At 69.8% G+C, this 23,592-nt stretch carries 26 protein-coding genes; 11 read left to right on the plus strand and 15 right to left on the minus strand.

Annotated features, from left to right (window positions below):
* Positions 1 to 149 precede the first annotated feature (149 nt).
* The 7 genes from BLT23_RS08145 to BLT23_RS08175 all read right to left on the minus strand — a co-directional run bounded on the left by BLT23_RS08145 (position 150) and on the right by BLT23_RS08175 (position 6,456).
* Entirely contained in the window at positions 150 to 1,028 is an 879-nt protein-coding gene (locus tag BLT23_RS08145; RefSeq protein WP_090047191.1) for an aminoglycoside phosphotransferase family protein, read from the minus strand.
* A gap of 78 nt (positions 1,029 to 1,106) precedes the next feature.
* The gene (locus tag BLT23_RS08150) at positions 1,107 to 1,562 is read right to left on the minus strand and encodes a winged helix-turn-helix domain-containing protein (protein ID WP_090047193.1); all 456 of its coding nucleotides are present in this window, start codon (positions 1,560 to 1,562) and stop codon (positions 1,107 to 1,109) included.
* Positions 1,563 to 1,576: 14 nt separating this feature from the next.
* Positions 1,577 to 2,512: an ABC transporter substrate-binding protein gene (locus BLT23_RS08155; protein ID WP_090047194.1), complete on the minus strand. Its 936-nt coding sequence runs from the start codon at positions 2,510 to 2,512 to the stop codon at positions 1,577 to 1,579.
* A gap of 12 nt (positions 2,513 to 2,524) precedes the next feature.
* A complete protein-coding gene (locus BLT23_RS08160; protein WP_143035862.1) occupies positions 2,525 to 3,247 on the minus strand; it encodes an amino acid ABC transporter ATP-binding protein in 723 nt (240 codons plus the stop codon).
* Positions 3,244 to 4,053: an amino acid ABC transporter permease gene (locus BLT23_RS08165; protein ID WP_245743825.1), complete on the minus strand. Its 810-nt coding sequence runs from the start codon at positions 4,051 to 4,053 to the stop codon at positions 3,244 to 3,246. Before BLT23_RS08165 ends, BLT23_RS08160 begins: the two co-directional genes overlap by 4 nt.
* A 274-nt stretch (positions 4,054 to 4,327) precedes the next feature.
* Positions 4,328 to 5,599 (minus strand): LLM class flavin-dependent oxidoreductase, encoded by a 1,272-nt coding sequence (locus BLT23_RS08170; protein ID WP_090047197.1) that lies wholly within the window; start codon positions 5,597 to 5,599, stop codon positions 4,328 to 4,330.
* Between the two features lie 11 nt (positions 5,600 to 5,610).
* Positions 5,611 to 6,456, minus strand: coding sequence for an LLM class flavin-dependent oxidoreductase (locus BLT23_RS08175; protein WP_090047199.1), 846 nt, complete (start codon positions 6,454 to 6,456; stop codon positions 5,611 to 5,613).
* A gap of 178 nt (positions 6,457 to 6,634) precedes the next feature.
* On the opposite strand from BLT23_RS08175, the gene BLT23_RS08180 reads away from it, so the two are divergent.
* Genes BLT23_RS08180 through BLT23_RS08200 form a run of 5 tightly spaced genes read left to right on the plus strand, consistent with a single transcriptional unit; the run spans position 6,635 to position 10,360 of the window.
* Positions 6,635 to 7,630 (plus strand): DUF6745 domain-containing protein, encoded by a 996-nt coding sequence (locus tag BLT23_RS08180; RefSeq protein WP_090047200.1) that lies wholly within the window; start codon positions 6,635 to 6,637, stop codon positions 7,628 to 7,630.
* Between the two features lie 8 nt (positions 7,631 to 7,638).
* Positions 7,639 to 8,034, plus strand: coding sequence for a hypothetical protein (locus tag BLT23_RS08185; protein WP_090047202.1), 396 nt, complete (start codon positions 7,639 to 7,641; stop codon positions 8,032 to 8,034).
* Positions 8,035 to 8,077: 43 nt separating this feature from the next.
* Positions 8,078 to 8,458 (plus strand): MerR family transcriptional regulator, encoded by a 381-nt coding sequence (locus BLT23_RS08190; protein ID WP_090047204.1) that lies wholly within the window; start codon positions 8,078 to 8,080, stop codon positions 8,456 to 8,458.
* The gene (trxA, locus tag BLT23_RS08195) at positions 8,449 to 8,757 is read left to right on the plus strand and encodes a thioredoxin (RefSeq protein ID WP_245743826.1); all 309 of its coding nucleotides are present in this window, start codon (positions 8,449 to 8,451) and stop codon (positions 8,755 to 8,757) included. The genes BLT23_RS08190 and trxA overlap by 10 nt, the downstream gene beginning before the upstream one ends.
* Before the next feature lie 19 nt (positions 8,758 to 8,776).
* Entirely contained in the window at positions 8,777 to 10,360 is a 1,584-nt protein-coding gene (locus tag BLT23_RS08200) for a Na+/H+ antiporter (protein ID WP_090047207.1), read from the plus strand.
* Between the two features lie 252 nt (positions 10,361 to 10,612).
* Here BLT23_RS08200 and BLT23_RS08205 read toward each other — a convergent pair whose 3' ends face one another.
* The 4 genes from BLT23_RS08205 to BLT23_RS08220 form a co-directional block, all read right to left on the minus strand.
* A complete protein-coding gene (locus BLT23_RS08205; protein WP_090047208.1) occupies positions 10,613 to 11,899 on the minus strand; it encodes an ABC transporter substrate-binding protein in 1,287 nt (428 codons plus the stop codon).
* A gap of 396 nt (positions 11,900 to 12,295) precedes the next feature.
* Positions 12,296 to 13,867: a hypothetical protein gene (locus BLT23_RS08210; RefSeq protein ID WP_090047210.1), complete on the minus strand. Its 1,572-nt coding sequence runs from the start codon at positions 13,865 to 13,867 to the stop codon at positions 12,296 to 12,298.
* Between the two features lie 58 nt (positions 13,868 to 13,925).
* Positions 13,926 to 14,156, minus strand: a complete 231-nt coding sequence (locus tag BLT23_RS08215; RefSeq protein WP_090047212.1) for a DUF397 domain-containing protein — start codon at positions 14,154 to 14,156, stop codon at positions 13,926 to 13,928.
* Positions 14,131 to 14,979, minus strand: coding sequence for a helix-turn-helix domain-containing protein (locus BLT23_RS08220; protein ID WP_090047214.1), 849 nt, complete (start codon positions 14,977 to 14,979; stop codon positions 14,131 to 14,133). The genes BLT23_RS08215 and BLT23_RS08220 overlap by 26 nt, the downstream gene beginning before the upstream one ends.
* 131 nt (positions 14,980 to 15,110) lie before the next feature.
* On the opposite strand from BLT23_RS08220, the gene BLT23_RS08225 reads away from it, so the two are divergent.
* From BLT23_RS08225 to BLT23_RS08240, 4 genes are read left to right on the plus strand one after another with little or no spacing between them, the layout of a single operon-like run.
* Complete coding sequence (locus BLT23_RS08225; protein ID WP_090047215.1) at positions 15,111 to 16,238, plus strand: efflux RND transporter periplasmic adaptor subunit; 1,128 nt, start codon at positions 15,111 to 15,113, stop codon at positions 16,236 to 16,238.
* Complete coding sequence (locus tag BLT23_RS08230) at positions 16,235 to 16,915, plus strand: ABC transporter ATP-binding protein (RefSeq protein WP_090047217.1); 681 nt, start codon at positions 16,235 to 16,237, stop codon at positions 16,913 to 16,915. Before BLT23_RS08225 ends, BLT23_RS08230 begins: the two co-directional genes overlap by 4 nt.
* The gene (locus BLT23_RS08235) at positions 16,912 to 18,102 is read left to right on the plus strand and encodes an ABC transporter permease (RefSeq protein ID WP_090047219.1); all 1,191 of its coding nucleotides are present in this window, start codon (positions 16,912 to 16,914) and stop codon (positions 18,100 to 18,102) included. Before BLT23_RS08230 ends, BLT23_RS08235 begins: the two co-directional genes overlap by 4 nt.
* A gap of 12 nt (positions 18,103 to 18,114) precedes the next feature.
* On the plus strand, positions 18,115 to 18,603 hold the full coding sequence (locus BLT23_RS08240; protein WP_090047220.1) for a hypothetical protein: 489 nt from the start codon (positions 18,115 to 18,117) through the stop codon (positions 18,601 to 18,603).
* Positions 18,604 to 18,606: 3 nt separating this feature from the next.
* Here the strand turns inward: BLT23_RS08240 and BLT23_RS08245 are convergent, their stop codons facing one another.
* From BLT23_RS08245 to BLT23_RS08260, 4 genes are all read right to left on the minus strand, one after another.
* Positions 18,607 to 18,786: a nuclear transport factor 2-like protein gene (locus BLT23_RS08245; protein WP_090047222.1), complete on the minus strand. Its 180-nt coding sequence runs from the start codon at positions 18,784 to 18,786 to the stop codon at positions 18,607 to 18,609.
* Positions 18,787 to 18,881: 95 nt separating this feature from the next.
* Positions 18,882 to 19,949, minus strand: a complete 1,068-nt coding sequence (locus BLT23_RS08250) for a DUF1684 domain-containing protein (RefSeq protein WP_176946651.1) — start codon at positions 19,947 to 19,949, stop codon at positions 18,882 to 18,884.
* Positions 19,946 to 20,680: a class I SAM-dependent methyltransferase gene (locus BLT23_RS08255; protein WP_090047225.1), complete on the minus strand. Its 735-nt coding sequence runs from the start codon at positions 20,678 to 20,680 to the stop codon at positions 19,946 to 19,948. The genes BLT23_RS08250 and BLT23_RS08255 overlap by 4 nt, the downstream gene beginning before the upstream one ends.
* Before the next feature lie 90 nt (positions 20,681 to 20,770).
* Positions 20,771 to 21,340, minus strand: a complete 570-nt coding sequence (locus tag BLT23_RS08260) for a helix-turn-helix transcriptional regulator (protein WP_176946652.1) — start codon at positions 21,338 to 21,340, stop codon at positions 20,771 to 20,773.
* 48 nt (positions 21,341 to 21,388) lie between these two features.
* On the opposite strand from BLT23_RS08260, the gene BLT23_RS08265 reads away from it, so the two are divergent.
* Positions 21,389 to 22,267 carry an NAD(P)/FAD-dependent oxidoreductase gene (locus tag BLT23_RS08265; protein ID WP_218133671.1) on the plus strand — a complete coding sequence of 293 codons (879 nt, stop codon included), beginning with the start codon at positions 21,389 to 21,391 and terminating at the stop codon, positions 22,265 to 22,267.
* The gene (locus BLT23_RS08270; RefSeq protein ID WP_090047228.1) at positions 22,264 to 23,577 is read left to right on the plus strand and encodes an MFS transporter; all 1,314 of its coding nucleotides are present in this window, start codon (positions 22,264 to 22,266) and stop codon (positions 23,575 to 23,577) included. The genes BLT23_RS08265 and BLT23_RS08270 overlap by 4 nt, the downstream gene beginning before the upstream one ends.
* Positions 23,578 to 23,592: the final 15 nt, after the last annotated feature.

Below are 23,592 nucleotides of genomic sequence, written 5' to 3' on the forward strand. Positions count from 1 at the left end.
TACTGGCCGGTACGGTTAGTGCTTGGTCACCGTACGCACAGATCGGAGGGTCCGTCGAGAGGGGTGTTGAAACTTTCTCATCTACGTAACCTGACGAATGGCCCCAAATGGACGGGGGTATTACGCCGGTTCGCGGATGGCGCCCTGTGCTATGGCAGCGGGCGGACGTCGGCCAGCAACTGTTCGATGGTGCGGCGCGCGATGCCCGCGAGGAACGGGTTCGTGTCGCGGTAGTACGGCAGCGCGGCCACCGCCATCTCCAGCGCCCACCCCCGTGCCCGGACCCACGTCGCGTCGTCGAACTCCTCCAGCTCACGCCGGAACCGCGCTCTCCCGCGTTCGTCCAGGAAGATCCACGCGGTCATGAGATCCGCGGCGGGATCACCCACTCCCGCCGCACCCCAGTCGATCACCCCGGTCAACGCGCCGTTCGTGAACAACAGGTTGCCCTGGTGCAGATCGGCGTGCAGCCACCGCGCGGGCCCGTCCCAGTGCGGCGCGTCGAGCACTTCCCGCCACAGCGCGAACAACCGCTCGTCGCCGCCGACCTCCGCGATACCGGCCCGGACGCCCTCATCGCTGTCGGAGTGGTCGAGCCTCCCGCGGTAGGTCGTCCAGGGCCGTCCATCGGTCTCGACCGCGTGCAGCGCCCGGACGAGGCCGGCGAGCCTCACCGGTGTGTCCGCGTCGGTGTCCTCGACCGGGGCGATCTCGCCCGGCAGCCAGCACACCACCGACCAGCGGAAGGGGTAGTTCTCCGTCGGATCGCCCAGCTCCAAGGGCTCCGGCACCGCGAGCGGCAGGTGCGGCGCGAGTTTCGGCAGGGTGATGAAGTCCTTCTCGGCCTGGTGCTGCGCCCGCTCGATGCGAGGCAGCCGCACGGCCAGTTCGTCACCGAGACGGTAGATGGCGTGGTCGGTGCCACCGTGCCGGACCTGGGTGATCGGAAGCCCTTGCCAGCACGGGAACTGCGCGCGGATCAGACCGTCCACAAGAGACGGATCGGTCGGCGTCTCGTCCTTGTGCATCCAGGTGCTCCCAGCGGGTCCGGTTCTCCCGCATGCAACACCGGACCCGCTGGGCTGGCAACTCGTTTTCGGACAAACTCACCCGGCGCGGCGGTCCGCCAGCCGCACCACGTTCTCCGGTCCTTCCACCCGCACGCGCCCGCTGGACGCCACCAGGTATCCCACCCCGCGCACGGTCTGGATCACGTCCGCCGCGGTCCCGAGCTTCTGCCTCAACCGCCGCACGTGCACGTCGACCGTGCGCGCACCGCTGTAGTCGTCCTCGATGCCCCACACCGACGACAGCAGCTCGCGGCGGCGGTGCACGCGGTCCGGGTGGGCGCACAGGTGCAGCAGCAGCTCGAACTCCAGTCTGGTCGTCTCGACGGGCTCGCCGCGGAGCAGGACCTGCCGGAGGTGTGGCAGGACTCTCACCTCCGCGTCGGCGGGCACCGGCTCGGCCGCGGGCTGGACGAGGCCCGCGTCCTTCATGGCGGCGAGGAGTCTCAGCGCGACCGCCTCGTCCTCGGTGTCGATGGTGATGCTGAACCGCATCGTCGGTCTCCTCGTCAGGTCTTCGGCAGGCCCTGGGGGTTGATCTCCGACGTGGGCACCGCCTCGTCGGACAGACCCCAGCGCTTCAGCACCTCGGCGTACTTGCCGTTGGCGATGAGCTGGTTGAGCGCCTCCTGGACCGGGCCGACGAGCCCGCTGCCCTTCTTGGTGGTCGCGGCGATCTTGCCCTGGACGGTCGCGCCGCCGGAGAAGCTGCCGATCACCTCGGTCTGGCCGGACGTCGCCGCGTGGTAGGCGGACACGGGGTTCGGGCCCAGGTAGGCGTCGATGCGCCCGGACTGCAGGGCGAGGTAGTAGTCGGAGGAGTTCTGGTAGTACTTGATGTCGGTGGCGGGCAGCCCGGCGGCGACGTTGCGCTCGTTCCAGTCCACCAGGATCTTCTCCTGGTTGGTGCCGGAGCCGACCGCGATCACCTTGCCCGCGACGTCCTCCGGGCTCTTCACCCGCCAGGTGCCGCCCTTCTTCGCCTCGAACGCCAGCGTGTCCAGGCGGTAGGTGGCGAAGTCGTACTTCTCCTTGCGCGCCTCGGTGACGGTGATGTTGGACAGGCCGAGGTCGTAGGCGCCGCTGTCGAGGCCGACGAAGAGGTTCTCCCACGACGTCACCTCCAGCCTCGGCTTGAGGCCGAGCACGTCGGCGACCAGGGTGGCTATGTCGGTCTCGACGCCGATCACGGTCTTGTCGTCGGTGGCGTAGAAGCGCAGCGGTGGTGCTGTGCCCGCGGAACCGCCGATGACGAGCTCGCCCTTGGCTCTGAACTTCTCCGGGACCTTCGCGGCGATCTGGTCGTCCTTCGCCGCGGTCACGCGGTTCTGGTCCGGCGACAGGTTGACGTTCAGGTTCGCGCCACCGCTGGTCTCCGGTTCACCACCCGCGGTTCCACAGGCGGCGAGAACCAGGGTCAGCGCGGCCAGAAGCGTTTTGCGCACAACAGACTCCTTCTAGAGAACTTTGGACAGGAACGCGCGGGTGCGGTCGTGGGCCGGGTTGTCGAGCACCTCGGCCGGTGTGCCCTGTTCGACGATCACGCCCTGGTCCATGAACACGATCCGGTCGGCCACCTCGCGGGCGAAGCCGATCTCGTGCGTGACGACGACCATCGTGGTGCCGGACCGCGCGAGGTCGCGCAGCACGTCCAGCACCTCGCCGACCAGCTCCGGGTCCAGGGCGGACGTCGGTTCGTCGAACAGGACGACCTTCGGCTGGGTGGCGAGGGCCCTGGCGATGGCGACGCGCTGCTGCTGGCCGCCGGAGAGCTGCCGCGGGTACGACCCCGCCCGGTCGCCCAGGCCGACGCGGTCGAGGAACTGCCGCGCGGACGCCAGGTCCGCCGCCTCCGCCACGTTCTCCAGCGCGGTCAGGTGCGGGAACAGGTTGAAGTTCTGGAAGACGAACCCGATGTCCTTGCGCTGCTTGAGGATCTCGCGTTCTTTCAGCTCGTGCAGCTTCCCGCCGCGTTTGCGGTAGCCGATCAGCCTGCCGTCGATGGTGATGAACCCGCGGTCGACCTTCTCCAGGTGGTTGATCGTCCGCAGCAGGGTCGACTTGCCCGACCCGGACGGCCCGAGCACCACGACGACCTCGCCGGCCGCGACCTCCAGCGACACCCCGCGCAGCACCTCCAGCGAGCCGAAGCTCTTGTGCACGCCCAAAATCTCGATCACCGGCGGTCTCCTCGCGCGAAGTGGCGCTCGACGTAGTGCTGGCCGATCGAGAGCAGGGTGGTCAGGACGATGTACCAGACGGTCGCCACCATGAGCAGCGCCACGACCCGCGCGTTGCGTCCGTAGATCACCTGCACCTGGTAGAACAGCTCACCGATCGCCATCACGGACACCACGGACGTGCCCTTGAAGAGGCTGATCACCTCGTTGGCGGCGTTGGGCAGGATCGACCGCATCGCCTGCGGCAGCACGATCCTGCGGAACTGCCGCAGCCGCGGGATGCCGAGCGCCGCGGCGGCCTCCAGCTGTCCCCGGTCGACCGAGACGACGCCGGACCGCACGATCTCCGCCGCGTAGGCGGCCTGGTGCAGCGCGAGGCCGAGGACGGCGGCGCCCATCGGGCTGATCAGCTCGATGGTCTCGAAGCTCACGAGCTCCGGCCCGAACGGGACGCCGAGGCTCAGCCGCTGGTAGAGGTAGGAGATGTTGAACCAGAACAACAGCTGCACGATCAGCGGGATCGACCGGAACGCCCAGATGTAGGTCCAGCCCACGGCCCGCAGGAACGGGCTGCGCGACATCCGCAGCACCGCCACCACGACGCCGAGGGCGAACCCGAGCGCGGTGCCGAGCACGGTCAGCAGGACGGTCGTGCCGACGGCGGTGAGGATCGACTGCGCGGTGAAGTAGCGGGCGAACGTCGGCCAGTCCCATGCGGGGTTGGTGACGAGGCCGTGGACGAACTGCGCGACCAGCACCAGCACGAACGCGACGCCGACCCAGCGCCACGGGTGCCGTGCCGGCACGACGGGTAAGGATGCCGGATCTTCATCCTTTGTGGACACCAGCGTGAGGGTGCCTGGAGAGGCCATGAGGAGTCCTTGCTGCGGCGGGAACGTGAAGCGAGCGAGCGGAGTCAGCTCGCGCAGTCGTCGCGGCGACAGGAGAACGGGATGGCCGTTGCGAAGCCGGTCATCCCGTCCCCCTTTCCCTGCGCTCCTCCAACAGAGCGTTCACTCGACGACGTTCACGTTAAAGACCGGCGAATCGGCGGGGCAAGGACGTCCACGTGGTGAACAACTATCGGAGTCCGAGATGCTCCCTTAGCGTCGTACCCGTGTAGTCCTCCCGGAACACTCCCCGTTCCTGCAACAACGGCACGACGGTGTCCGCGAACTCGTCCAGCCCGCCGGGCGTCACGTGCGGGACGAGGATGAAGCCGTCCGCAGCGTCGGCCTGCACGAGGTCGTTGATCTGCGTCGCGACGGTGTCCGCCGAGCCGATGAACGTCTGCCGGGCGCTGACGTCGATCACGAGGTCGCGGATCGAGAGGTTCTTCGCGGCGGCCCGCTCCCGCCACTCCCGCACGGTCTCCGCCGGGTCCTTGAACATCCGGACGCTCGCGCGGCCCTTCGCGATGGTGTTCTCCCCCGCCACCGGCTCCACGTCCGGCAGCGGTCCGTCCGGGTCGTACGCGCTGAGGTCGCGGTTCCACACCTGCTCCAGGAACCGGATCGCGGTCGCGCCGCTGACCTGCTGCCGCCGCACCACCGCCGCCTTCTCCTGGGCGTCCGCGTCCGTGTCGCCGAGGACGAACGTGGCGGCGGGCAGCACCACCAGCTGGTCGGACGTGCGGCCGTACTTCGGGAGCCTGTCCTTGACGTCGCGGTAGAACTTCTGTCCCGCCTCCAGGGTGCCGTGGCGGGAGAAGATCGCGTCGGCGGTGGCGGCGGCGAACTCCCTGCCCTCCTCGGAGTCACCGGCCTGGAGGATCACAGGACGGCCCTGAGGGGAATGCGGAACCCCGAAGGTTCCGCTGATGTCGAAGTGCTGGTCCTTGTGCTCGAACGGGCCGACGCCGGTGTCGAAGAGCTTCCAGGCCGTGCGCAGGAACGACTCGGCGCGCGTGTAGCGGTCCTCCTGCTTGAGGAACCCGCCGCGGCGGAAGTTCTCCCCGGTGAACGCGTCCCACGACGTGACGACGTTCCACGCGGCACGTCCGTCGGACAGGTGGTCGAGCGAGGCGAACTGCCTGGCCACCTCGTACGGCTCGTTGAACGTCGAGTTGATCGTGCCGGCGAGCCCGAGCCGGTCGGTGACCGCGGCGAGCGCGGCGAGGACGGTGAACGTGTCGGGCCTGCCGACGACGTCGAGGTCGTAGATCTTGCCGCCCTGCTCGCGCAGCCGCAGTCCCTCGGCGAGGAAGAAGAAGTCGAACTTCGCGCGCTCGGCGGTCTGTGCCAAGTGGACGAACGACTCGAAGTCGATGTGGCTGCCCGCCTGGGGATCGCTCCACACGGTCGTGTTGTTCACGCCGGGGAAGTGCGCGGCGAGGTGGATCTGCTTGGTCATCTCGCGCTCCTTCAGGCGAACTGGTTGGCAGGACGGGTGAGACCGAGGTGGCCGCGCAGGGTCGTGTGCTCGTACTCGGCGCGGAACAGGCCGCGCCGCCGGAGCTCGGGCACGACCTCGCGGGTGACGTGCGTGAGGTCGCCGTGCAGGCGGAAGCCCGCGAACCCCTCGGCGTGCCAGGCCACCAGCTGGTCGATCGGCGTCGTGGCTTCGACGTCTCGGAACACGAGCTTGTCGGACTCCGACAGTTCGTCGGAGAACACGATGTCCCCCACCGGTTCCACGGCCGCGATCGGCGGATGTCCCTGCGGCGGGCGTGGTGTGATCGACGGGCCGCGCACGGAGAACCAGCGGCCCTCGAAGTCGATGTAGTGCAGCTTCTCGCGGTCGATGAACCGGCCGGTGGCGACGTCGCGGATCTCGGCGTCGTCCTCCCAGCTGTCCCACAGCCCGCGCAGCACCTCGGCGTAGTCGGCCGCCTCGTCCCACAGGCCGGTGAGGTCGTCGCGGCGGCCGAAGTGCCGTGCCACAGCGGGTTCCGGCGCGACCGCCAGCTGGACGCCCGCACGGCCCTTGCTCACGTGGTCGAGCGTCGCGATGGCCTTGGACAGGTGGAACGGCTCGGTGTGCGTGACCACCGCCGTCGGCACCAGCCCGATCCGCGAGGTGAGCGGCGCGATCCTGGCCGCCGTGAGCACGGCGTCGAGCCCCGGACGGCCGTCGAGAGCGTCGTCGAACGTCACGAAGTCGAGCTTGGCGTCCTCGGCCTCGCGCACGAGCCCGGCCCAGTGCCTCGCGCCGAACGCGTCGTCGCCGGTCGCCTGGAGCGCGACGGCGAGGTGCAGTCGTGTGCCCACCGGTCCCCCTCTCTTCGGTTTTCTCGCATTCTGTGCGCGCGGCGGTGCCCTCCGCTGGGGCGGCCACTGGGTGGGAAAGACCGGCGGGACGGGAATATTTTCGCGCTTGCGCACCGCGGCCGACCGGTGTCACGATCTTGGGCATGTCGACTCGAAGGGGCGGTAACGCCCTCGCGCTGTGAGCGCACCGGGCGGGCTCGAGGCCCGCTCTCCCGAACTGCTCCGCGAAGAATGGCTGGGCCATGCGCTGAGCACCGCACCCGCAGACCGTCCCGCGGCCGAGAACGCCGTCGCGCGGCTCTACGCCGCCACCGGCAGGCCACCACCGCGGTTCGTCTGGGTGGACTCCCCGCTGGCGGCCACGAAGGTGTTGCCCACCAGCAAGGTCACGCGCATCGACCGGTCGTGGCAGACCGTCGGGGCGCAGATCGCGGCGCTGCTGTCCCGGTTGCGGCATCCGCCGCGGCGGGGTGACTGGAAGGGCGACCCACCGCGCACCACGCTGCACCGCGTCATCCGCGACGGCCTCGTTCCCGCGATCAACTCCACGATGCCCGCCTCGCCGGGCATCGGCTGGGCCGGTCAGCACGACGCGGACTGGCTCGCGGAGCTGCGCGCGCCCCGTGACCCGCTGGCCGGCGCCTGGGCGACGCTCGGGCGTTCGACCGGCTGGTGGTGGCCACGCGAGGACGTGTGCGTGCTGGCCGAACGGCCGGTCGAGCTGCACGTGGACGAGAACTCGTTGCCCCACAACGACAACGGCCCGGCGATCACGTTCGCCGACGGCAGCCACGCCCATCTCTGGCACGGCAGGCCCGTGCCGCGGTGGGTGGTCGAGGAACCGGACCTGGTCCGGATCATGACCGAACGCCGGAGCGACGTGAAGCTGTGCGCGGCCGAACGCCTCGGCTGGGCCGGCTACGTCGAGCAGGCAGGACCACCGTTGCTCGGCACGGCGCCCGACCCCGGCAACCCGGGCTGCGAGCTGCGGCTCTACGCCCTGTGGGAAGGCGTGAACCTGCTGGCCGTCGTCAACGGCTCGGCCGAGCGCGACGGCACCCGCCGCCGCTACTGGCTGCCGGTGAGCCGGTGGGTGCGCGACCCGCTGAGCGCCGCCGCCTCGACCTACGGCCTGAACGCCTCCCAGTACGCCCAACTTCGACGACGCACCTGAGAACCCACATGAACCTCGCTGAACTCGTCGACCGCACCAGCGTCGACACGCTCGACCACCTCGAGCGCCAGACCACCATCCCCGTCGTCGACGGCCTGCAGGCCCAGGGCGACCTGATCGTCATCCCGCTCTCGATGACCGGCCTCCCGGTGGGAGAGACCGCGAACCGGGAGGTCCCGCCCGAGGGCGTGCACCTCATCGCCGGGGCGAACGGCCGCAACCCGCACGTCCTCGTCGCCGACCCGCACACCTGCCGGTGGGCGCCCGGTGAGTTCTACCTGGCCCTGGTCGAGAACACCGGCCCCGTCTACCTGCTGCACCCCGAGCACGGCGGCACCGGCATCGCTCCGGGCCGGTGGATCGTCCGGCGGCAGTTCGACGCCACGGGACCGGTCGCGGACTGAGAACGTTGCCTTGACGTGCGCGTCAAGGTTTAGCGTTCCCGTCATGAGGATCGGCGAACTGGCCAGGCGAGCCGGGACCACCACGCGTGCGCTGCGCTTCTACGAGTCCGAAGGGCTGCTGGAGGCGCGGCGCACGGCCAACGGCTACCGCGAGTACGGCGAGCACGACCTGCGGCTGGTGCGGGAGATCCAGTCGTTGCAGGCCGTCGGGCTGTCGTTGGAGGACACCCGGCCGTTCGTGGCGTGCCTGCGCGCGGGGCACGAGTCGGGCGACTCGTGCCCCGACTCGCGGGAGGTCTACCGGCGCAAGCTCGCCGACGTGGACGCCTGCCTGGAACGGCTGAACACCGTCCGGGAGTTCCTGCTGGCCAGACTCGCCTTCCAGGACCCGTGCCTAGTACCAGAGGAGACCCAGTGCAGCTGACCGACGGCACCTTCACCGAATGCACGAGAACCGGCACCGTGCTCGTCGAGTTCTGGGCGCAGTGGTGCGGACCGTGCCACATGCTCTCGCCCGTGCTCGACGAGATCGACCGCGAGCGCGACGACCTGACCGTGCTGCGGATCAACGCCGACGAGAACACCGCGACGGCACGCGACCACCAGGTGATGTCGCTGCCGACGATGATCCTCTTCCGCGACGGCGTGCCGATCCGGCAGATCGTGGGAGCGCGTCCCAAGTCCAGGCTGATGGCGGAGCTGGACGACGCGCTCACCGCCTGATCCGCCTATCTTCTAGCACATGCTCGGTCTTGAACTCGTGGTCGTGCTGGGCGTGTGCATCCTCGCGAGCAGCGTCGCGGCCGGGCGGCTGCGCGTCGCCGCTCCGGTCCTGCTCGTCGCGTGCGGCGCGGCCCTCGGTTTCGTCCCGGTCTTCCACGAGGTCAGCCTGCCGCCGGAGGCGATGCTGCTGATCTTCCTCCCGGCGCTGCTGTACTGGGAGAGCCTCAACACCTCGTTGCGCGAGATCCGCACCAACCTGCGCCCCATCGTGCTGCTCAGCACGCTGCTGGTGCTCGCGACCGCGGCGGCGGTGGCGGCGGTCGCCCACGCGATGGGCCTCGGCTGGGGTCCCGCGTGGGTGCTGGGCGCGGCGCTCGCCCCCACCGACGCGACCGCCGTCGCGGCCATCGCGCGGGGCATGCCGCGCCGCACCACCACGATCCTGCGCGCCGAGTCGCTGATCAACGACGGCACGGCGCTCGTCATCTACGCCATCGCCGTCTCGATCACCGTGGGCGAGCAGGAGTTCAGCGCCGGCGTGATCAGCCTGCGGCTGCTGCTGTCCTACGCGGGCGGCGCGCTCGCGGGCCTGCTCGTGGCCTGGCTGGCCGTGCAGGTGCGCAAACGCCTCGACAACCCGTTGCAGGAGACGGTCACCAGCATCCTCACCCCGTTCGCCGCGTTCCTGCTCGCCGAGGCGGTCCACGGCTCCGGCGTGATCGCCGTGGTGACGTGCGGCCTGACGCTGGCCCGCGTCGGCCCGCGGCTGGTGCGCGCCGACACCCGCCAGGTGAGCTACGCGTTCTGGGGCGTCGCGACGTTCCTGCTGAACGCCTCGTTGTTCGTCCTCATCGGACTCCAGGCCAACGCCGCCGTCCGTTCGCTCGACAGCTCGGAGGTCCTCACCGCGTTCGGCGGCATCGGCCTCGTGGCGCTGACGGTGGCGGGCACCCGCCTGCTGTGGGGCTACACGACCCCGTACGTCATCAGGGCGGTGGACCGCCGCCCGCAGCAACGGCTCCGCCGCGTCGGCGCACGGCAGCGCCTGGCGTCGTCGGCCGTCAGCTTCCGCGGCGCCGTCTCACTGGCGGCCGCGCTGGCCGTGCCCGAGACGGTGGTGGACGGCGGGCCGTTCCCGTTCCGCGAGGAGATCATCCTCATCACGTCCGGCGTCGTCGTGCTGACGCTGATCGTCCAGGCGGTCCTGCTGCCCACGATCATCCGCGTCGCACAGCTGCCGGAGGACACCGCGCTGGAGAAGGAGATCCAGCTGGCCCAGTCGACGGCGTCCGAAGAGGCTTTCGAGGCGCTGCCCGAACTGGCGGACAAGGTCGGTGCCTCGGACGTCGTCTACAAGCGCGTGCGCGCCGAGTACGAGCACCACCTGGACGTCGTGCGGGGCAAGCAGGCGGGCGACGAGGAGGTGGCGCGGTCGGAGCTCGAGTACACCGCGCTACGGCTGGAGCTGATCGCGCACAAGCGGGCGACGGTCGTGCGGCTGCGCGACGAGGACGCGATCGACGACATCGTGCTGCGCACCATCCAGCGCAAGCTCGACGTCGAGGAGGTCCGGCTGGCCCGTCGCGAGGTCGAGGACGAGTAACCGGACGGTGCCCGCGCACCGTCCCCAGCTCCTAAGCACTCCGCCAGAGGTTCTGCCCCCTCCTCCCGCCACACACCCGCCCGCGTGTCACCCAGCCAGCGGTCCCCGCCTGCACTGCGTCACGTGGCTTGGGAACGCGGGGGCCCTACGTTTCCCTACATGGGACGTAGGGCCCCCGCGTACTACACGGGAAACACGAAAGAGAGTCGCGAGCGAGGTGGGGCGTTACGGACAGCAGTGCTGGAAGCGTGCTTAGTTGGCGACCTTCTTGGCCTCGTCGACCGCGGTCTGCCAGGCTTCTTCCGGCTTCTTGCCCTGCTCGACGGACTGGAGCGCCGGGCCGAACACGTCGTCCTGGATCTGCCCGTCGGCGGGACCCTTGTACTGCGCGGCCTTCACCTTCTGCACCTGCGCCGCGTACAGCGCGCCCGCCTTCACGTTGCCGAAGTAGGCGTTGACGCTCTCCAGCAGCGTCCTGTCCTCGATCGCGTCGAACTGGCTGGGGAACGTGCCCTTGGCCTGGAACGCCTTGATCTGCTGCTCGGGGGCGGTCAGCCAGGCGGCGAGCTTCGCGGCCTCGGTCGCGTTCTTGCCCTGCTTCGGCACGGTCAGGTACGAGCCGCCCCAGTTGCCGCCGCCGTCCGGGAACGAGTCCGCGACGGCCCACTTGCCCGCGTTCTCCGGCCCCGCCTGGGTCTCGATGACACCGAGCATCCACGACGGGCACGTCCTGGTGGCGAAGGTGCCGGCCTTGAACGCGTTGTTCCACTCGTCGCTGAAGGCGGCCAGCTTCGCCGACTGCCCCTTCTCCACGGCCGCGACGACGCGGTCCCAGTCGCCGCGGATGGCCGGGTTGGACTCGACCACGAGCTCGTCGGAGGTGTTGAAGTAGCCGACGTCGTGCTGGTTGTGCATGGCGTTGAAGATCTGGGAGGCGCTGTCGAACCACGCGACGCCCGGAACCTTCTTCACGAACTGGTCGCCCGCCGCGAAGTAGCTCTCCCACGAGGCGAAGAGCGGCCGGACGGCGTCCGGGCTGGACGGCAGACCGGCCCGTTCGAAGAGGTCCTGGCGGTAGCACATGGCGAGCGGGCCGATGTCCGTGCCGTAGCCGATCAGCTTGCCGTCCTTGGTGGTGGCCGCGTCGGCCTTCCACTTCAGCCAGCGGTCGGGCGTGACGTCGTCGGGGCCGATGTCGCCGAGGTCGCTGAACTTGTCGGCCTTCGCCATCAGCCGGCTCAGGTAGCCCTCCTCGACCGCCTCGATGTCGGCCAGGCCGGAGCCCTGCTCCAGTTTCGCGAAGAGGTTCTCGTGGTGCGGGCCGCCCTGGGCGGTCTTGCGCTGGGAGATCTTGACGTCCGGGTTCGCCGCCTCGTACTCCTTGAAGAGCTCCTCGTACCCGAACTCGTTGAACGTGGCGATGGTCAGCTCGGTCTTGCCGTCGGCGGTCTCGCTCCCGGTCCCGGCCGTGCCGCAGGAGGCGACGGCTGCGGACACGGCAGCGAGAACCACCACGTTGCTCCAACGACGGAGACGCACGGTGAAACTCCTCTGGCTGCGGCGGCGATTCTGGGAGCGCTCCCAGACGCCCGGAGTCTCATATCACCCATTAGGCGGTGTCAAGCAGGCCAACCTGTCGATTCCGCGTCACCGTGACTGCCGGTTTCCGGGAACGCTCCCAGAAGTGAGGACCCGTCACTTGGACTGGTTACGTCGGAATGGAGGTGGAGTCGCAGGTCAGTTCCCGCCAGGACGGTCGCCGACGGCCATCGCTTTGACACAAACGACCGCCGGACCCGCCACCAACCGTCTCAACAGGGACTACACCCTTGTTGCCGGGACGTGACGCGGTTGCCACCGTCGCGTTATCCGACCCGCGTTCACGCTGTTCACGTGCCGCGACCACCCAGTCACACAGCGCCTTCCGTCACAAAACTAGCTGACGAGCGAGAGGCGACGGGCCGGCGCCTGCACGTCGGCGGAGACGGCCGACGGGATCTCGACCTCCTCGCCGCCGATCTCCCGCGTGATCCACGCGCCGGACTCCACCATGACCTTCAGCGTGCGGGTGTCGAGCGCGCTGATCCGCCCGTAGTACCACTCGTCGGTGGCGAGCGACCCCATCCGGTCGCCCAGCCTCTTCTTGATCTCCAGGACGCGCTGGTACAGCGTCTGCACGAGCGCGTTGCGGTCGTACGGCCCCTGCAAGCCGGTGCGGATGCGGTCCTCGATGCCGCGCGGCACGCCCTCGGAGTCCGGCATCAGCATGGTCGTCCAGGCCCGCGACTTCTCGCGGTACTGCAGCTGCTGCATGATCCCCTCGTGCTGCGCGAAGTCCGCGGCCCGGAACGGCTTGCCGCGCCAGCGCTTCTGGAGGTTCACGGCCAGCGAGAGCGCGCTCTTCAACCCGGTGTTGAGACCGCGGCCGGGCCAGAAGTGCAGCGAGTTGGCGGCGTCCCCGAGCAGGAAGCCGAACGTCGACGGCGCGAGCTGCGCGGTGAACTTCGACATCTGCTGCATGCCGAGCGTGAACGAGTTGATCGCCACCACGTCGGCCACCCCGACACCGAAGAACCGCAGCCCGTCGAGAATCCGCGGCCACAGGAACGACAACCGGTCCACCGACGGCTTGAACACCGCGCGGTGCCGGTCGCAGACGAACCGCCCGTTGTCGGGACGCATCGAGCACCCGAACTTGCCGATGCACGACACCGGCCCGCTCTCACCGAGCGCCACGATCTCCGACGCCTCCTCGGTCGTGAGCCGCATGTTGATGAAGCCACCACCGAGAGAGTTGAAGAGGAACCTGTTCTGCGCCACCGTCAACGGCACCGTGTGCTCGTCGGGCACCTTGGCCGTGACACGGATGCCGAGCACCCGCTCGTCGAGCGGCGACCCGTCCACCGAGAACAACTCCCTGCTGGGCGTGCCGAAGTGCTCCCGCAACGAGTCGCGCGTGGCGGACCGCGCGCCGTCGGCGATGGCGAGAACGTGCAGACCGTCCCACCGAGCGGGCTTCTCGTAGGCGGCGGGGACGAGCTCGATGCCGTAGACGTCCTGCGCCATGTCGAGCAGGCAGTCCTCGATCCAGCGGACCTTGATGTTGCGCGGACGCCCCTTCGACGCGGGCGAGTCGGGACCGAGCGGCCACATCTCGGAGAACCGGCCGGGCACGAACAGCCGCTGCTGCACAGCCTCCGGCAACGCGGCCCACACGTTGCTCTGCAACGTGACGACCTGCTCGCGCCGGTTGTTGCCCTCGGCTGCCCCGCGCCACACCACGCGGTCACCCCGGCGCATCCACCGGCGGTCGTGCACACGGATCGAGACCTGGTCCCCCAGCAACGACTTCAGCGTGCACGCGTAGGCCAGTCCGACCGGGCCCCCGCCCGCCACGTCCACCCGCAACGGCGCCGTACGGCGCAGCGGCACGATCTTGCTGCCCTGCTTGGGCAGCAGCACCGTCGGGCCACAGCGGCCGATCAACACCGTCTTCTCGTCTGCCATGACCCGTCCCCTCGTCCCCGTGCGTTCGGCGGTTACACGTGAGGGGGCGTGCGGCGGTTCAACGAGTTTCGAGGAAATTTTTCCAGGCGGTCCGGCTGAAGGTCAGGACGCCGCCGGAGGGGTTCTTGGAGTCGCGCACGAGAGCGTCGCCGGGCAGGGCCACCTCGACGCAGTCGCTGTCCTCCGTACCGCCGCTGTGGCTGCTCTTACGCCAGGACAGCTCAACACAGTTGTCGTCCTCGGTCGCGCCGCTGTGCGTGCTCTTACGCCATACGCGTTCCTGTGTCATCGAGGTCCTCTCGCGGTAGGCCGGCGTACTCAGCCAGCTTGCTCCGCGATTGTTCCGCATCCAAGGCGAACTCGGCCAAACGGTCGAACAGCAACCGGGCCCTCACGATCGCGCCAGGATCCTGCACGAACACCTTCACCAGGTCGGAGTCGACGAACGCCACGGGCATCGCCTTGGGGAACTCCCAAAGGGTGCAGTCGTGAGCGAGCACCGGTGCATCCGCCGGGATGATGCGGATCATGAAGGCGCCGCGCATCAGGCGGGCGTACTGCTCCCTCATGACGTGGCTGTCCCCGACCTGTGTCTGCAACGCGCGCTCATGGATGTAGAACAAGGAGTCAGGCCGGTCGTGCCTCCGCAGGATCGCCTGGCGGTCTGTCCGGAACTGCACAAGCGCCGGGATTCGTTCCTCGGCGACGAAGCCAGCCATCCGGTACACCCCCGCCGCGTACTCCGGCATCTGCAGAAGTCCTGGGATGGACTGCGAGTCGTAGCGCCTGATCGACTTCGCCGTCGACTCGGCCATCGCGAGCGTTCGCAGGTTGTCGGACACCTGCACGATGTACTCGTCGAACGCGTACCGGTACCGGCGCTTGAAGTCCTCGAAGTAGTCGATGTCCTTGTCGCACATCGACAGGTACTGCACGAGGTCGATCTCGCTGGCACGGTACTTGCCGGTCTCGATCGTCGAGAGCTTGCTCGGGTCCCAGCCGAGGCGGAGCGACAGCGCGGCACCGGTCAGCCCGGTGCAGGTCTCGCGCAACCGGCGCAGTTCGTCGCCCAGGTCCCGGCTGTAGGCGGTGGAGGGGGTGGTCGTGGCCATGGACCGACGCTAGGGCTTGCTCGAAGAGCAAAAGGTGCACCGACGGGTGAAAAATCACCCGAGTCGATCTTCAGCTCGCTCATAGGAAAGGCCCAGCGGCCCCACAGCTTGGCGGACGACGATTCACGACCATGACTCGACGTCGCAGAGCCCTGATGATCAACGGGCTGCTGGTGGTGGTGCTCCTCGGCGCCGGTGTGGCCGGCTATCTGGTGTTCTTCGGCTCCTCCGGCAGCGCCCAGCCCACCGCCGCCCGCACGGCCGCCGCGGCCACCCGGGACGTCAGCGAGGTCGTGACCGCCTCCGGGACCGTGCAGAGTTCGTTCAGCGCCGCCGCGTCGTTCGGGGCGAGCGGCACGGTCACCGAGATCAACGTCAAGGTGGGCGACACCGTCACGAAGGGGCAGCAGCTCGCCAAGCTCGACCCGACGCAGGCGCAGCTGCAGGTCGACATCGCGCAGGGCAACCTGAACGCGGCGCTGGAGAAGGGCACCGGCACCAACGCGTTGCTCACGGCGTACCGGCAGGCGCAGCTCGCGCTTCAGCAGGCCAAGGAGACGCTCGCCGCCACTGTGCTCACCGCGCCCGGCGACGGCACGATCACGTCGATCACCGGTGAGGTCGGGCAGAAGGTCGGTTCCTCCGGGAACAGCACGAGCTCCGGCAGCAGCACCAGCTCCGGCACGACGTCCGGGTTCGTGGTCGTCACCGACCTGAAGAACCTCGTGGTGCAGGCGAACGTCTCCGAGGCGGACGTCAGCAAGCTCAAGGCCGACCAGTCGGCGACCATCACGGTCAACGCCATGTCCGGCACGCCGGTGCAGGCCAAGGTGACCCAGGTCGACCTCGTGCCGACGACGTCGAACAACGTCGTGCAGTACGGCGTGACGCTCACGCTGACCGACGCGCCGGAGGGGCTGCGGCCCGGTCAGTCGGCGAGCGTGGAGATCACCGTCGCCGGGGCCACCGGGGTGCTGGCGGTGCCGGCCGGGGCCGTGCAGACGGTCAACGGCACCAGCAGCGTGCAGGTGCTGGAGAACGGCGTGGAGACCCGCAAGACCGTGGAGATCGGTGTGCGCGGCGACCAGTACGTGGAGATCAAGTCGGGCCTGAGCGCGGGCGACGAGGTCGTGCTGCCGCAGGTGACGACGTCGACCGGCACGAACAACCGGACCGGGCAGCAGCCCGGCGGCCAGTTCCCCGGCACGGGCGGCGGCCAGCGCAACAGCGGCGGCGGGTTCCCCGGGACCGGTCGATGAGCCCGGTCATCGAGTGCAGGAACCTGCGCAAGACCTACGGTTCCGGCGACACCGCCGTGCACGCGCTGCGGGGCCTCGACCTGACCGTCGAGAAGGGCGAGTACCTGGCGATCATGGGCGCGTCGGGGTCAGGGAAGTCGACGCTGCTCAACATCCTCGGGTGTCTCGACGTGCCGACGTCCGGGCAGTACCTGCTCGACGGGATCGACACGGGCGAGTTCGACGAGGAGCAGCTCTCGTTGCTGCGCAACAGGAAGATCGGGTTCGTCTTCCAGTCGTTCAACCTGGTGCCGCGCACCACGGCGCTCGCGAACGTCGAGCTGCCGCTGGTGTACGCGGGGGTGCGGCGGGCGCAGCGCCGCGATCGGGCGCTGGCCGCGCTCGACCTGGTCGGGCTGAAGGACCGGACGCACCACCGGCCGAACGAGCTGTCGGGCGGTCAGCAGCAGCGCGTCGCGATCGCGCGGGCGCTGGTGACCTCGCCCGCGATCGTGCTGGCCGACGAGCCGACCGGCAACCTCGACACGGACTCCAGCCGTGAGGTGATGGGCATCCTCGACCGCCTGCACGCCAGCGGGCGCACGGTCGTGCTGATCACGCACGAGGACGACGTGGCGGCGCACGCGACGCGGACCGTGCGGGTCGTGGACGGGGCGGTCGCGGAGGTGATGGTGTGAGACTCCTCGACATCGCCGCGTTCGCCGTGCGGGGCCTGACGGCGAACAAGCTGCGGTCCGGGCTCACCACGCTCGGCATCCTGATCGGCGTCGCGTCGGTGATCCTGCTGATCGCGGTCGGCAACGGCGCGTCGAGCGCGGTGCAGCAGAGCATCGCCGGGCTCGGCACGAACATCCTGACGGTCAGCCCGCAGCGCGCGCAGCCCGGTTTGACGGCCAAGCCGCTCACCACGGCGGACGCGGCGGCGCTCGTCGGCGAGGACTCCCCCGCCGTCAAGTACGCGTCACCGGTCGTCTCCGCGCAGGCGACGGCCGCCTACGGCGACACGACGCACGACATCGGCCAGTTCATCGGCTCGGACCCGAACTACTTCGACACCACGAACAGCTCGCTGGCGCAGGGCGGTCTGTTCTCCGCCGACGACGTGCAGCAGGCGCGCAAGGTCGTGGTGATCGGCTCGACCGTCGCCACCCAGCTCTTCCCCGGCACCGATCCGGTCGGCAAGTCCGTGCTGGTCAACAACATCCCGTTCACCGTCGTCGGCGTGCTGGCCGCCAAGGGGTCGAGCGGGTTGCAGGACGCGGACGACCTGGCGGTGGCGCCGCTGACGACGACGCAGAACGCGTTGACCGGCTACGGAAGTCTCAGCCAGATCGTCGTGCAGGCCCGGTCGGCCGAGGCGCTGCCGGACGCGCAGGCCCAGGTGACGACGATCCTCAACGGCCGGCACAAGATCACCGGTACGGCCGACTACCGCGTGGTCAGCCAGGACCAGCTGCTCACCGCGCGGACCGCGACGACGGAGACGTTCACGGTGCTGCTCGCGTCGGTGGCGGCGATCTCGCTGCTGGTGGGCGGGATCGGCATCACGAACATCATGCTGGTGACCGTCACCGAGCGGATCCGCGAGATCGGCATCCGCAAGGCCGTCGGCGCGCCCCGGTCGTCGATCCTCGGCCAGTTCCTGATCGAGGCGACCCTGCTCAGCCTCTTCGGCGGCGCGCTCGGCGTGGCCGCGGGGGTGATCGGCAGCCAGTTCACCATCGCCGGCATCCAACCGGTGGTCGACCCGTCGTCGGTGCTGCTCGCGTTCGCGGTGTCGGCGTTGATCGGCCTGTTCTTCGGCAGCTACCCGGCTTCCCGCGCGGCGCGGCTGCGCCCCATCGAAGCCCTCAGGCACGAATAGGAGTCCCGACCCGTGACCAACCCACTCGACCAGCCGCTCGAGAACGACCTCTCGACCGAGCTGAAGGAACGCAAGTCGGGCATCGGCAGGACGACCGTCGTGCTGGCCGCCGTGGCGCTCGCCGGTGTCGCGTTCGTCGGCGGGGTGTTCGTGCAGAAGTCCTTCGGCTCCGCGGACACACCGGCCCGGCCGAACGCGTCGGGGCGGCAGTTCAACGGCACCCCGCCGTCCGGCATGCCGCAACGGCCCAACGGCGGCAACTTCGGCGGGCGCGGCACGATCGGCACGATCGACCGCGTCGAGGGTTCGACGATCTACCTGAAGACGCAGGACGGCCAGGAGGTCAAGGTGTCCACTTCGGACTCCACGAAGGTGGAGATCACGTCCGAGGGCGGGGTCGGCGACCTCAAGGCCGGTCAGCAGGTCGTGGTGCAGGGCCAGGCGGGCGAGGACGGCACGGTGGCCGGGCAGACGATCACGCAGCGCGCGGCCACCGGCTGAGCGTCAGGCCGCCGAGGGTGCGCAGGCGTACTCCTCGATCCGGGTGATCAGGCCGTTCTCGAACCGGAAGTAGACGGCGGCGTCGAGCCGGAACTCGGCGCCGTCCTTCATCGTGACGTTCACGACGTGCCGCTGGAGGACCTCACCCGGCTGGTCGAACCGCCGGGTGATGGCGCAGCGCATGGACTGGCGCGCTCTTCAACCCATCTGCGGTGACAGAGCGAGTTGACCGCGTGGCCGGGCGGACGGTCACGCCACGCCCGGCGACCGGTCCTGTCTCAAGAGGGCGCGCCCGCATACGCCTCCATGCGGGTGATCAGCCCGTTCTCGAAGCGGTAGTAGGCGGCGGCATCGACCTGGAACACGCCGCCGTCCTTCGTGACGACGTTGACGACGTGCTGCTGCAACACTTCACCCGGCTGCTCGAACTGGCGGACGATCTCGTAGCGCATCGACTCGATCGGGTCGATCTGCGCCTTCATGCTCGCGATGTTCTCCTGGATGGACGAGTCGCCCTTGCCGTCGTTGTGCCAGACGGTGGCGTTCTCGGCGCACATGGCTTGCGCCGCTTCCCAGTCGCGGTTCTCCAGGTGGCGCAGGTAGGTGGTGACCTTGTCCTTGAGGTCGTACATGAGTGCTCGTTCTCCTGCTTCTACGCGGATCGGGAGGTGGTTTCCCGGTGGGGACAGCGGACAGGTGAAGACCGCGGGTGCCAGGTGGTGGTGTGACAGGGTCGCCTGGTTGAAGTCGACGGTGACCTTGGTGCCGGGCTCGACGAGCGGCAGGTTGAGCCAGCGGCCGATGTCCGGGGTCTCGGTGCCGTTGGTCTCGTCGGTGAAGACGACCAGCCGTTGGCCCGGCATGGTCTCGATGACGGCGAGGACGTGCTCGGTGCCGTTGATCGTGACGACCAGGTCTACCGGTGCGAGGACCGGTTCGACGTGACGTGGTGTGGTCAGGTGTTCGATGTCGAGGTGGCGGTTCGGTGCGGCGCGGATCTCGCCTTCGAAGACCCAGGCCGGGTTGTGGGGGAAGGTGTCGATGCCGCTCAGGCCGGACCGCTCCAGGGCATGGGCGTCCATGATGACCAGGCCGTAGAAGCCGTCCGCGCCGCCGGCGAAGAGCGTTCGGCCCTCGCCCAGGTCCAGGGAGCCGGTGACCTCGGTGGTGAGGCCGTCGTTCGTGTGTTGCAGCGTGCCGGACTCGTCTACGTGCCAGTGGCCGGGGAAGCCCGGCAGGGTTCGTGGTTCCGGGCCTGACACCTTGCCCCTGGCCACGACCGTGCCCTTGCCGTGGGGTCCGGCGATCTCGGCCCAGCGGGTCTCTCGGAACTCTTCGTGGTTCATTTCCGTGCCACCCATACGTTTCGTTCCGCTCGCAACGCCAGATCGTTGCGGCGCAAGGCTTCTTCCAGAGCTTGTGGTCCCAGTCGGCGGGCCAGCACGAGGCGTGCGTACCGCTCCACCTGGGCTGTCCGTTCGATGTGGACGGTGAGGGTGCGTTCGCCCTCCACGGTCAGACCGGCTTCGGTGAGCAGCGGGCCCCAGTCGGCGCCGCGGTGGGGAAGGCTGTCGTCCCGGTCGACGGTGCTTTCCGGGAAGAACCTCGGCATTCCCGCCATCTCCACCACGGCGAGCACGCCGCCGGGTGCGAGGGCCTCGCGCACCTCGCGCAGGGTCCGGACCGGGTCCGCCAGGTGGTGCAGCGAGCCCGACGCCCAGACGAGACCGGGGCCGCCCAGGTCCGGCAGGCCGGTGTCGAGGTCGGCCTCGACCAGCTCGACGCGACCGGTGAGACCGAGTGACCTCGCCCGGTCCCGGAGGCGGCCCAGGTGCTTCGGCGAGGAGTCGACGGCCGTGACGCGTGCTCCGAGGAACCGGTCGAGCAGCGCGAACGTGCCCGCGCCGGTGCCGGCGCCCAGGTCGGCGATGTGGTCGGGCTCCGTGACGGGCAGCCAGTCGAGGACGGCCGAGGTGAGGCCGGCCAGCAGCTCGGCGTCCAGGTCGAGGATCTCGGCCTGGTCGGGCGCGACCCCGTGCCCATGACCGTGACCGTGCCCGTGTCCGTGTTGACTCATGGGGCCAACGTAGGTCGGTCATGCGCCAGGTGCACGATCACTTGCGTATTCGGCAAGGCGCTCGGCTCGGACGCTGCCGGGCGCGCAAGATCAGCCCTTCCGGTCGGCGTGGTGGCCTCGGCGGGCCTCGCGGTCGAAGATGCCGAGGATCTCGCACGGGCCGCCCGCGGTGCCGAGGGCGTGCGGCAGCATCGTCGGGAACTCCGCCGCCTGGTTGGTCTCGACGCGGAAGCGGCGGTTGCCGAGCAGCAGCACGGCCGTGCCGGACAGCACGACGAGCCACTCCCGTCCCGAGTGCGCGCGCAGGGACGCCGTGGTGTCCGGCGGCGGGTTCGTCAGCCGCTGGCGCATGACGGTCATGCCGGGCTCCGCCCTGATCGGCCAGCGCAGGGTGGCGTGCCCGCTGTCGATCATCGGGCTGACGATCACGTCGTCGGTGTCGGTCTCCACGAGCTGGTCCAGCGACGTGTCCAGGGCTCGTGCGAGCGTGACGAGCTGGTCGAGCGCGAGGCGGCGCTGGCCGTTCTCGATGCGGCTGAGTGACGACGGGCTCAGCTTGGCGCGGCCGGCCAGCTCGTCGAGCGACCAGCCCTGCGCCACGCGCAACGCGCGGATCCGCTTGCGCACGAGGCTGTCCAGATCGCCATCTTCTTGCGTCATACGCACGATCGTATGCCTCTGCCGCAATCCGTGCCTACCGTCGGCGGCATGGACGAACTCTGGGACGCCGTGGTGATCGGCGGTGGCGCCGCCGGTCTGAACGGCGCGGTCATGCTGGCCCGCTCACGCCGCTCGGTCGTGGTCGTCGACAGCGGCACGCCTCGCAACGCCCCGGCCGGTGGCGTGCACGGGATGCTCGGCCTGGACGGCATCCCGCCGGCCGAGCTGCTGGAACGGGGCCGCGCCGAGGTGCGCCGGTACGGCGGGCAGGTCCGCTCCGGCCAGGTCGTCGGCGCGAAGCCGGACGGGGACGCGTTCACCGTCACGCTGGCCGACGGCGTGGAGCTGCACGCGCGGAGGGTGCTCGTCGCAACCGGGCTGCGGGACGTGCTGCCCGACGTGCCCGGTCTCGCCGAGCACTGGGGTCGCGGCGTGGTGCACTGCCCGTACTGCCACGGCTGGGAGGTCCGCGACGAGCCCATCGGCGTGCTGAGCAGTCCCCACCACGCGGTGTTGTTCCGGCAGCTGACCGACGACCTCGTGTTCTTCGCCAACGGCACCGAGCTGGACGACGAGACCCGCGCGAAGCTCGGCGGCATCCGGGTCGTCGAGACCCCGGTCGCGGCCGTCGAGTCCACAAAGGACGCCATCACGGGTGTCCGGCTCGTGGACGGCGAAGTGGTGCCACGCCGTGTGATCGCGGTCGCCACGAAGATGTTCGCCCGCACCGAGGGCGTCGAGGGCCTCGGCCTGCCGGTGGAGGACACGCCCCACGGGCGGAGGTTCGTCAGCGGCATGGCCGGCACGACCCCGGTCAAGGGCGTGTGGGTCGCGGGCAACGCGACCGACCTCACCGCCCAGGTCGGTGCCTCCGCGGCGGCCGGCGCGCTCGCCGGTGCCCACATGAACGCGGACCTCCTGGCATGAGCACGATCTCCGACACCCGCGCGCAGCGGGCGGTCCTCGTCGCGATCTCCGTCGCCCTGATGGCCGTGATCTCGTCGGTGACCGGCCTCAACGTCGCCCAGCCCGACCTCGCCGCCGAGTTCGGCGTGCCACCGGGCACGGTGCTGTGGATCATCAACGCCTACGTGCTCGCGCTGTCCGCGCTGCTGCTGCCGCTCGGAGCGGCCGGGGACCGGTGGGGCCGCAAGCCCGCGCTGCTCGCCGGTCTCGTGGTGTTCGGCGTGGCGAACGTGGCCGCGGCCTTCGCCGGGTCGGCCGGGCTGCTGCTCGCCGCACGGGTGCTGAGCGGTGTCGGCGCCGCGACGATCATGCCCGTGACGCTGGCCGTGATCACCTCGTCGTTCCCGGAGAGGGAGCGGGGCAGGGCGATCGGCGTGTGGACGGGGGTCGCGGGCGGCGGTGGCCTGCTGGGCATGTTCCTGTCCGCGGTGCTCGTCGACTTCGCGACCTGGCGGTTCCTGTTCGTGCTGCCGGTCGCCCTCGTCGGTGTCGCACTGGTGCTGGTCTGGCGGTCGGTGCCGGACTCCCGCGGCGCGCAACGGCCGTTCGACGTCGTCGGCGCGCTCACGTCGGCGGCCGGTGTGGCCGGGCTGATCTACTTCCTGCACGAGCGCGACGTTGTCAGCCTCGTCATCGGGCTGGCCGGCACCGCGGCGTTCGTCGCCTGGGAGCTCCGCCACCGCGTGCCCCTGCTGGACGTGCGGCTGTTCCGCTCCCGCGGGCTCGCGGGAGGGTCCGTGACGATCCTCGTCGTGTTCGGGGTCCAGGCGGGCGTCGCGATCATGCTGTACCCGTTCTTCCAGACGGTCCTGGGCTGGTCGGGTCTGCTGGCCACGGTGGCGCTGCTGCCGATGGCTGGCCTGATGATGGTGACCTCGGGTCTCGCCCCGCGGCTGGCAGAACGGGTCGGCGCCCGCGCGACCACCGCGCTCGGCATCGGCGCGGCGGCGGCGGGTCTGGCGCTGATGGCGGTGCTCGTGTCCGCGAGCTACCTGTCCGTGCTGCCCGGCATGATCGCGCTCGGGGTGGGCATGGGCCTGTCGATGCCGCCCGCCACCGAGGCGATCACGAGCTCCCTGCCCGCGCACCGGCAAGGCGTCGCGTCCGCGCTGAACGACGTCACCAGGGAGCTCGGCACGGCGCTGGGCGTCGCGCTGCTGGGAGGGATGTTGTCGGCGTCCTTCGTGGACGGCTGGCGGACGTTCATGTGGGCCGGGGTCGGCCTGCTGTCCGCACTGCTGGGCTACGTCTTGGTCGGTGGCCGCCGGTGAGGACACCGGGTGGTT

Source organism: Lentzea fradiae (assembly GCF_900100955.1).
In the GTDB taxonomy this organism is placed as follows: domain Bacteria; phylum Actinomycetota; class Actinomycetes; order Mycobacteriales; family Pseudonocardiaceae; genus Lentzea; species Lentzea fradiae.

What these genes read in the sequence shown, in the direction of transcription:
- BLT23_RS08225 (WP_090047215.1), top strand. Translation starts at nt 15,111, where the DNA reads ATGACTCGACGTCGCAGAGCCCTGATGATCAACGGGCTGCTGGTGGTG.
- BLT23_RS08245 (WP_090047222.1), bottom strand. Translation starts at nt 18,786, where the DNA reads ATGCGCTGCGCCATCACCCGGCGGTTCGACCAGCCGGGTGAGGTCCTC.
- BLT23_RS08215 (WP_090047212.1), bottom strand. Translation starts at nt 14,156, where the DNA reads ATGACACAGGAACGCGTATGGCGTAAGAGCACGCACAGCGGCGCGACC.
- BLT23_RS08250 (WP_176946651.1), bottom strand. Translation starts at nt 19,949, where the DNA reads ATGAACCACGAAGAGTTCCGAGAGACCCGCTGGGCCGAGATCGCCGGA.
- BLT23_RS08260 (WP_176946652.1), bottom strand. Translation starts at nt 21,340, where the DNA reads ATGACGCAAGAAGATGGCGATCTGGACAGCCTCGTGCGCAAGCGGATC.
- BLT23_RS08265 (WP_218133671.1), top strand. Translation starts at nt 21,389, where the DNA reads ATGGACGAACTCTGGGACGCCGTGGTGATCGGCGGTGGCGCCGCCGGT.
- BLT23_RS08270 (WP_090047228.1), top strand. Translation starts at nt 22,264, where the DNA reads ATGAGCACGATCTCCGACACCCGCGCGCAGCGGGCGGTCCTCGTCGCG.
- BLT23_RS08230 (WP_090047217.1), top strand. Translation starts at nt 16,235, where the DNA reads ATGAGCCCGGTCATCGAGTGCAGGAACCTGCGCAAGACCTACGGTTCC.
- BLT23_RS08210 (WP_090047210.1), bottom strand. Translation starts at nt 13,867, where the DNA reads ATGGCAGACGAGAAGACGGTGTTGATCGGCCGCTGTGGCCCGACGGTG.
- BLT23_RS08185 (WP_090047202.1), top strand. Translation starts at nt 7,639, where the DNA reads ATGAACCTCGCTGAACTCGTCGACCGCACCAGCGTCGACACGCTCGAC.
- BLT23_RS08190 (WP_090047204.1), top strand. Translation starts at nt 8,078, where the DNA reads ATGAGGATCGGCGAACTGGCCAGGCGAGCCGGGACCACCACGCGTGCG.
- BLT23_RS08220 (WP_090047214.1), bottom strand. Translation starts at nt 14,979, where the DNA reads ATGGCCACGACCACCCCCTCCACCGCCTACAGCCGGGACCTGGGCGAC.
- BLT23_RS08145 (WP_090047191.1), bottom strand. Translation starts at nt 1,028, where the DNA reads ATGCACAAGGACGAGACGCCGACCGATCCGTCTCTTGTGGACGGTCTG.
- BLT23_RS08200 (WP_090047207.1), top strand. Translation starts at nt 8,777, where the DNA reads ATGCTCGGTCTTGAACTCGTGGTCGTGCTGGGCGTGTGCATCCTCGCG.
- BLT23_RS08150 (WP_090047193.1), bottom strand. Translation starts at nt 1,562, where the DNA reads ATGCGGTTCAGCATCACCATCGACACCGAGGACGAGGCGGTCGCGCTG.
- BLT23_RS08255 (WP_090047225.1), bottom strand. Translation starts at nt 20,680, where the DNA reads ATGAGTCAACACGGACACGGGCACGGTCACGGTCATGGGCACGGGGTC.
- BLT23_RS08170 (WP_090047197.1), bottom strand. Translation starts at nt 5,599, where the DNA reads ATGACCAAGCAGATCCACCTCGCCGCGCACTTCCCCGGCGTGAACAAC.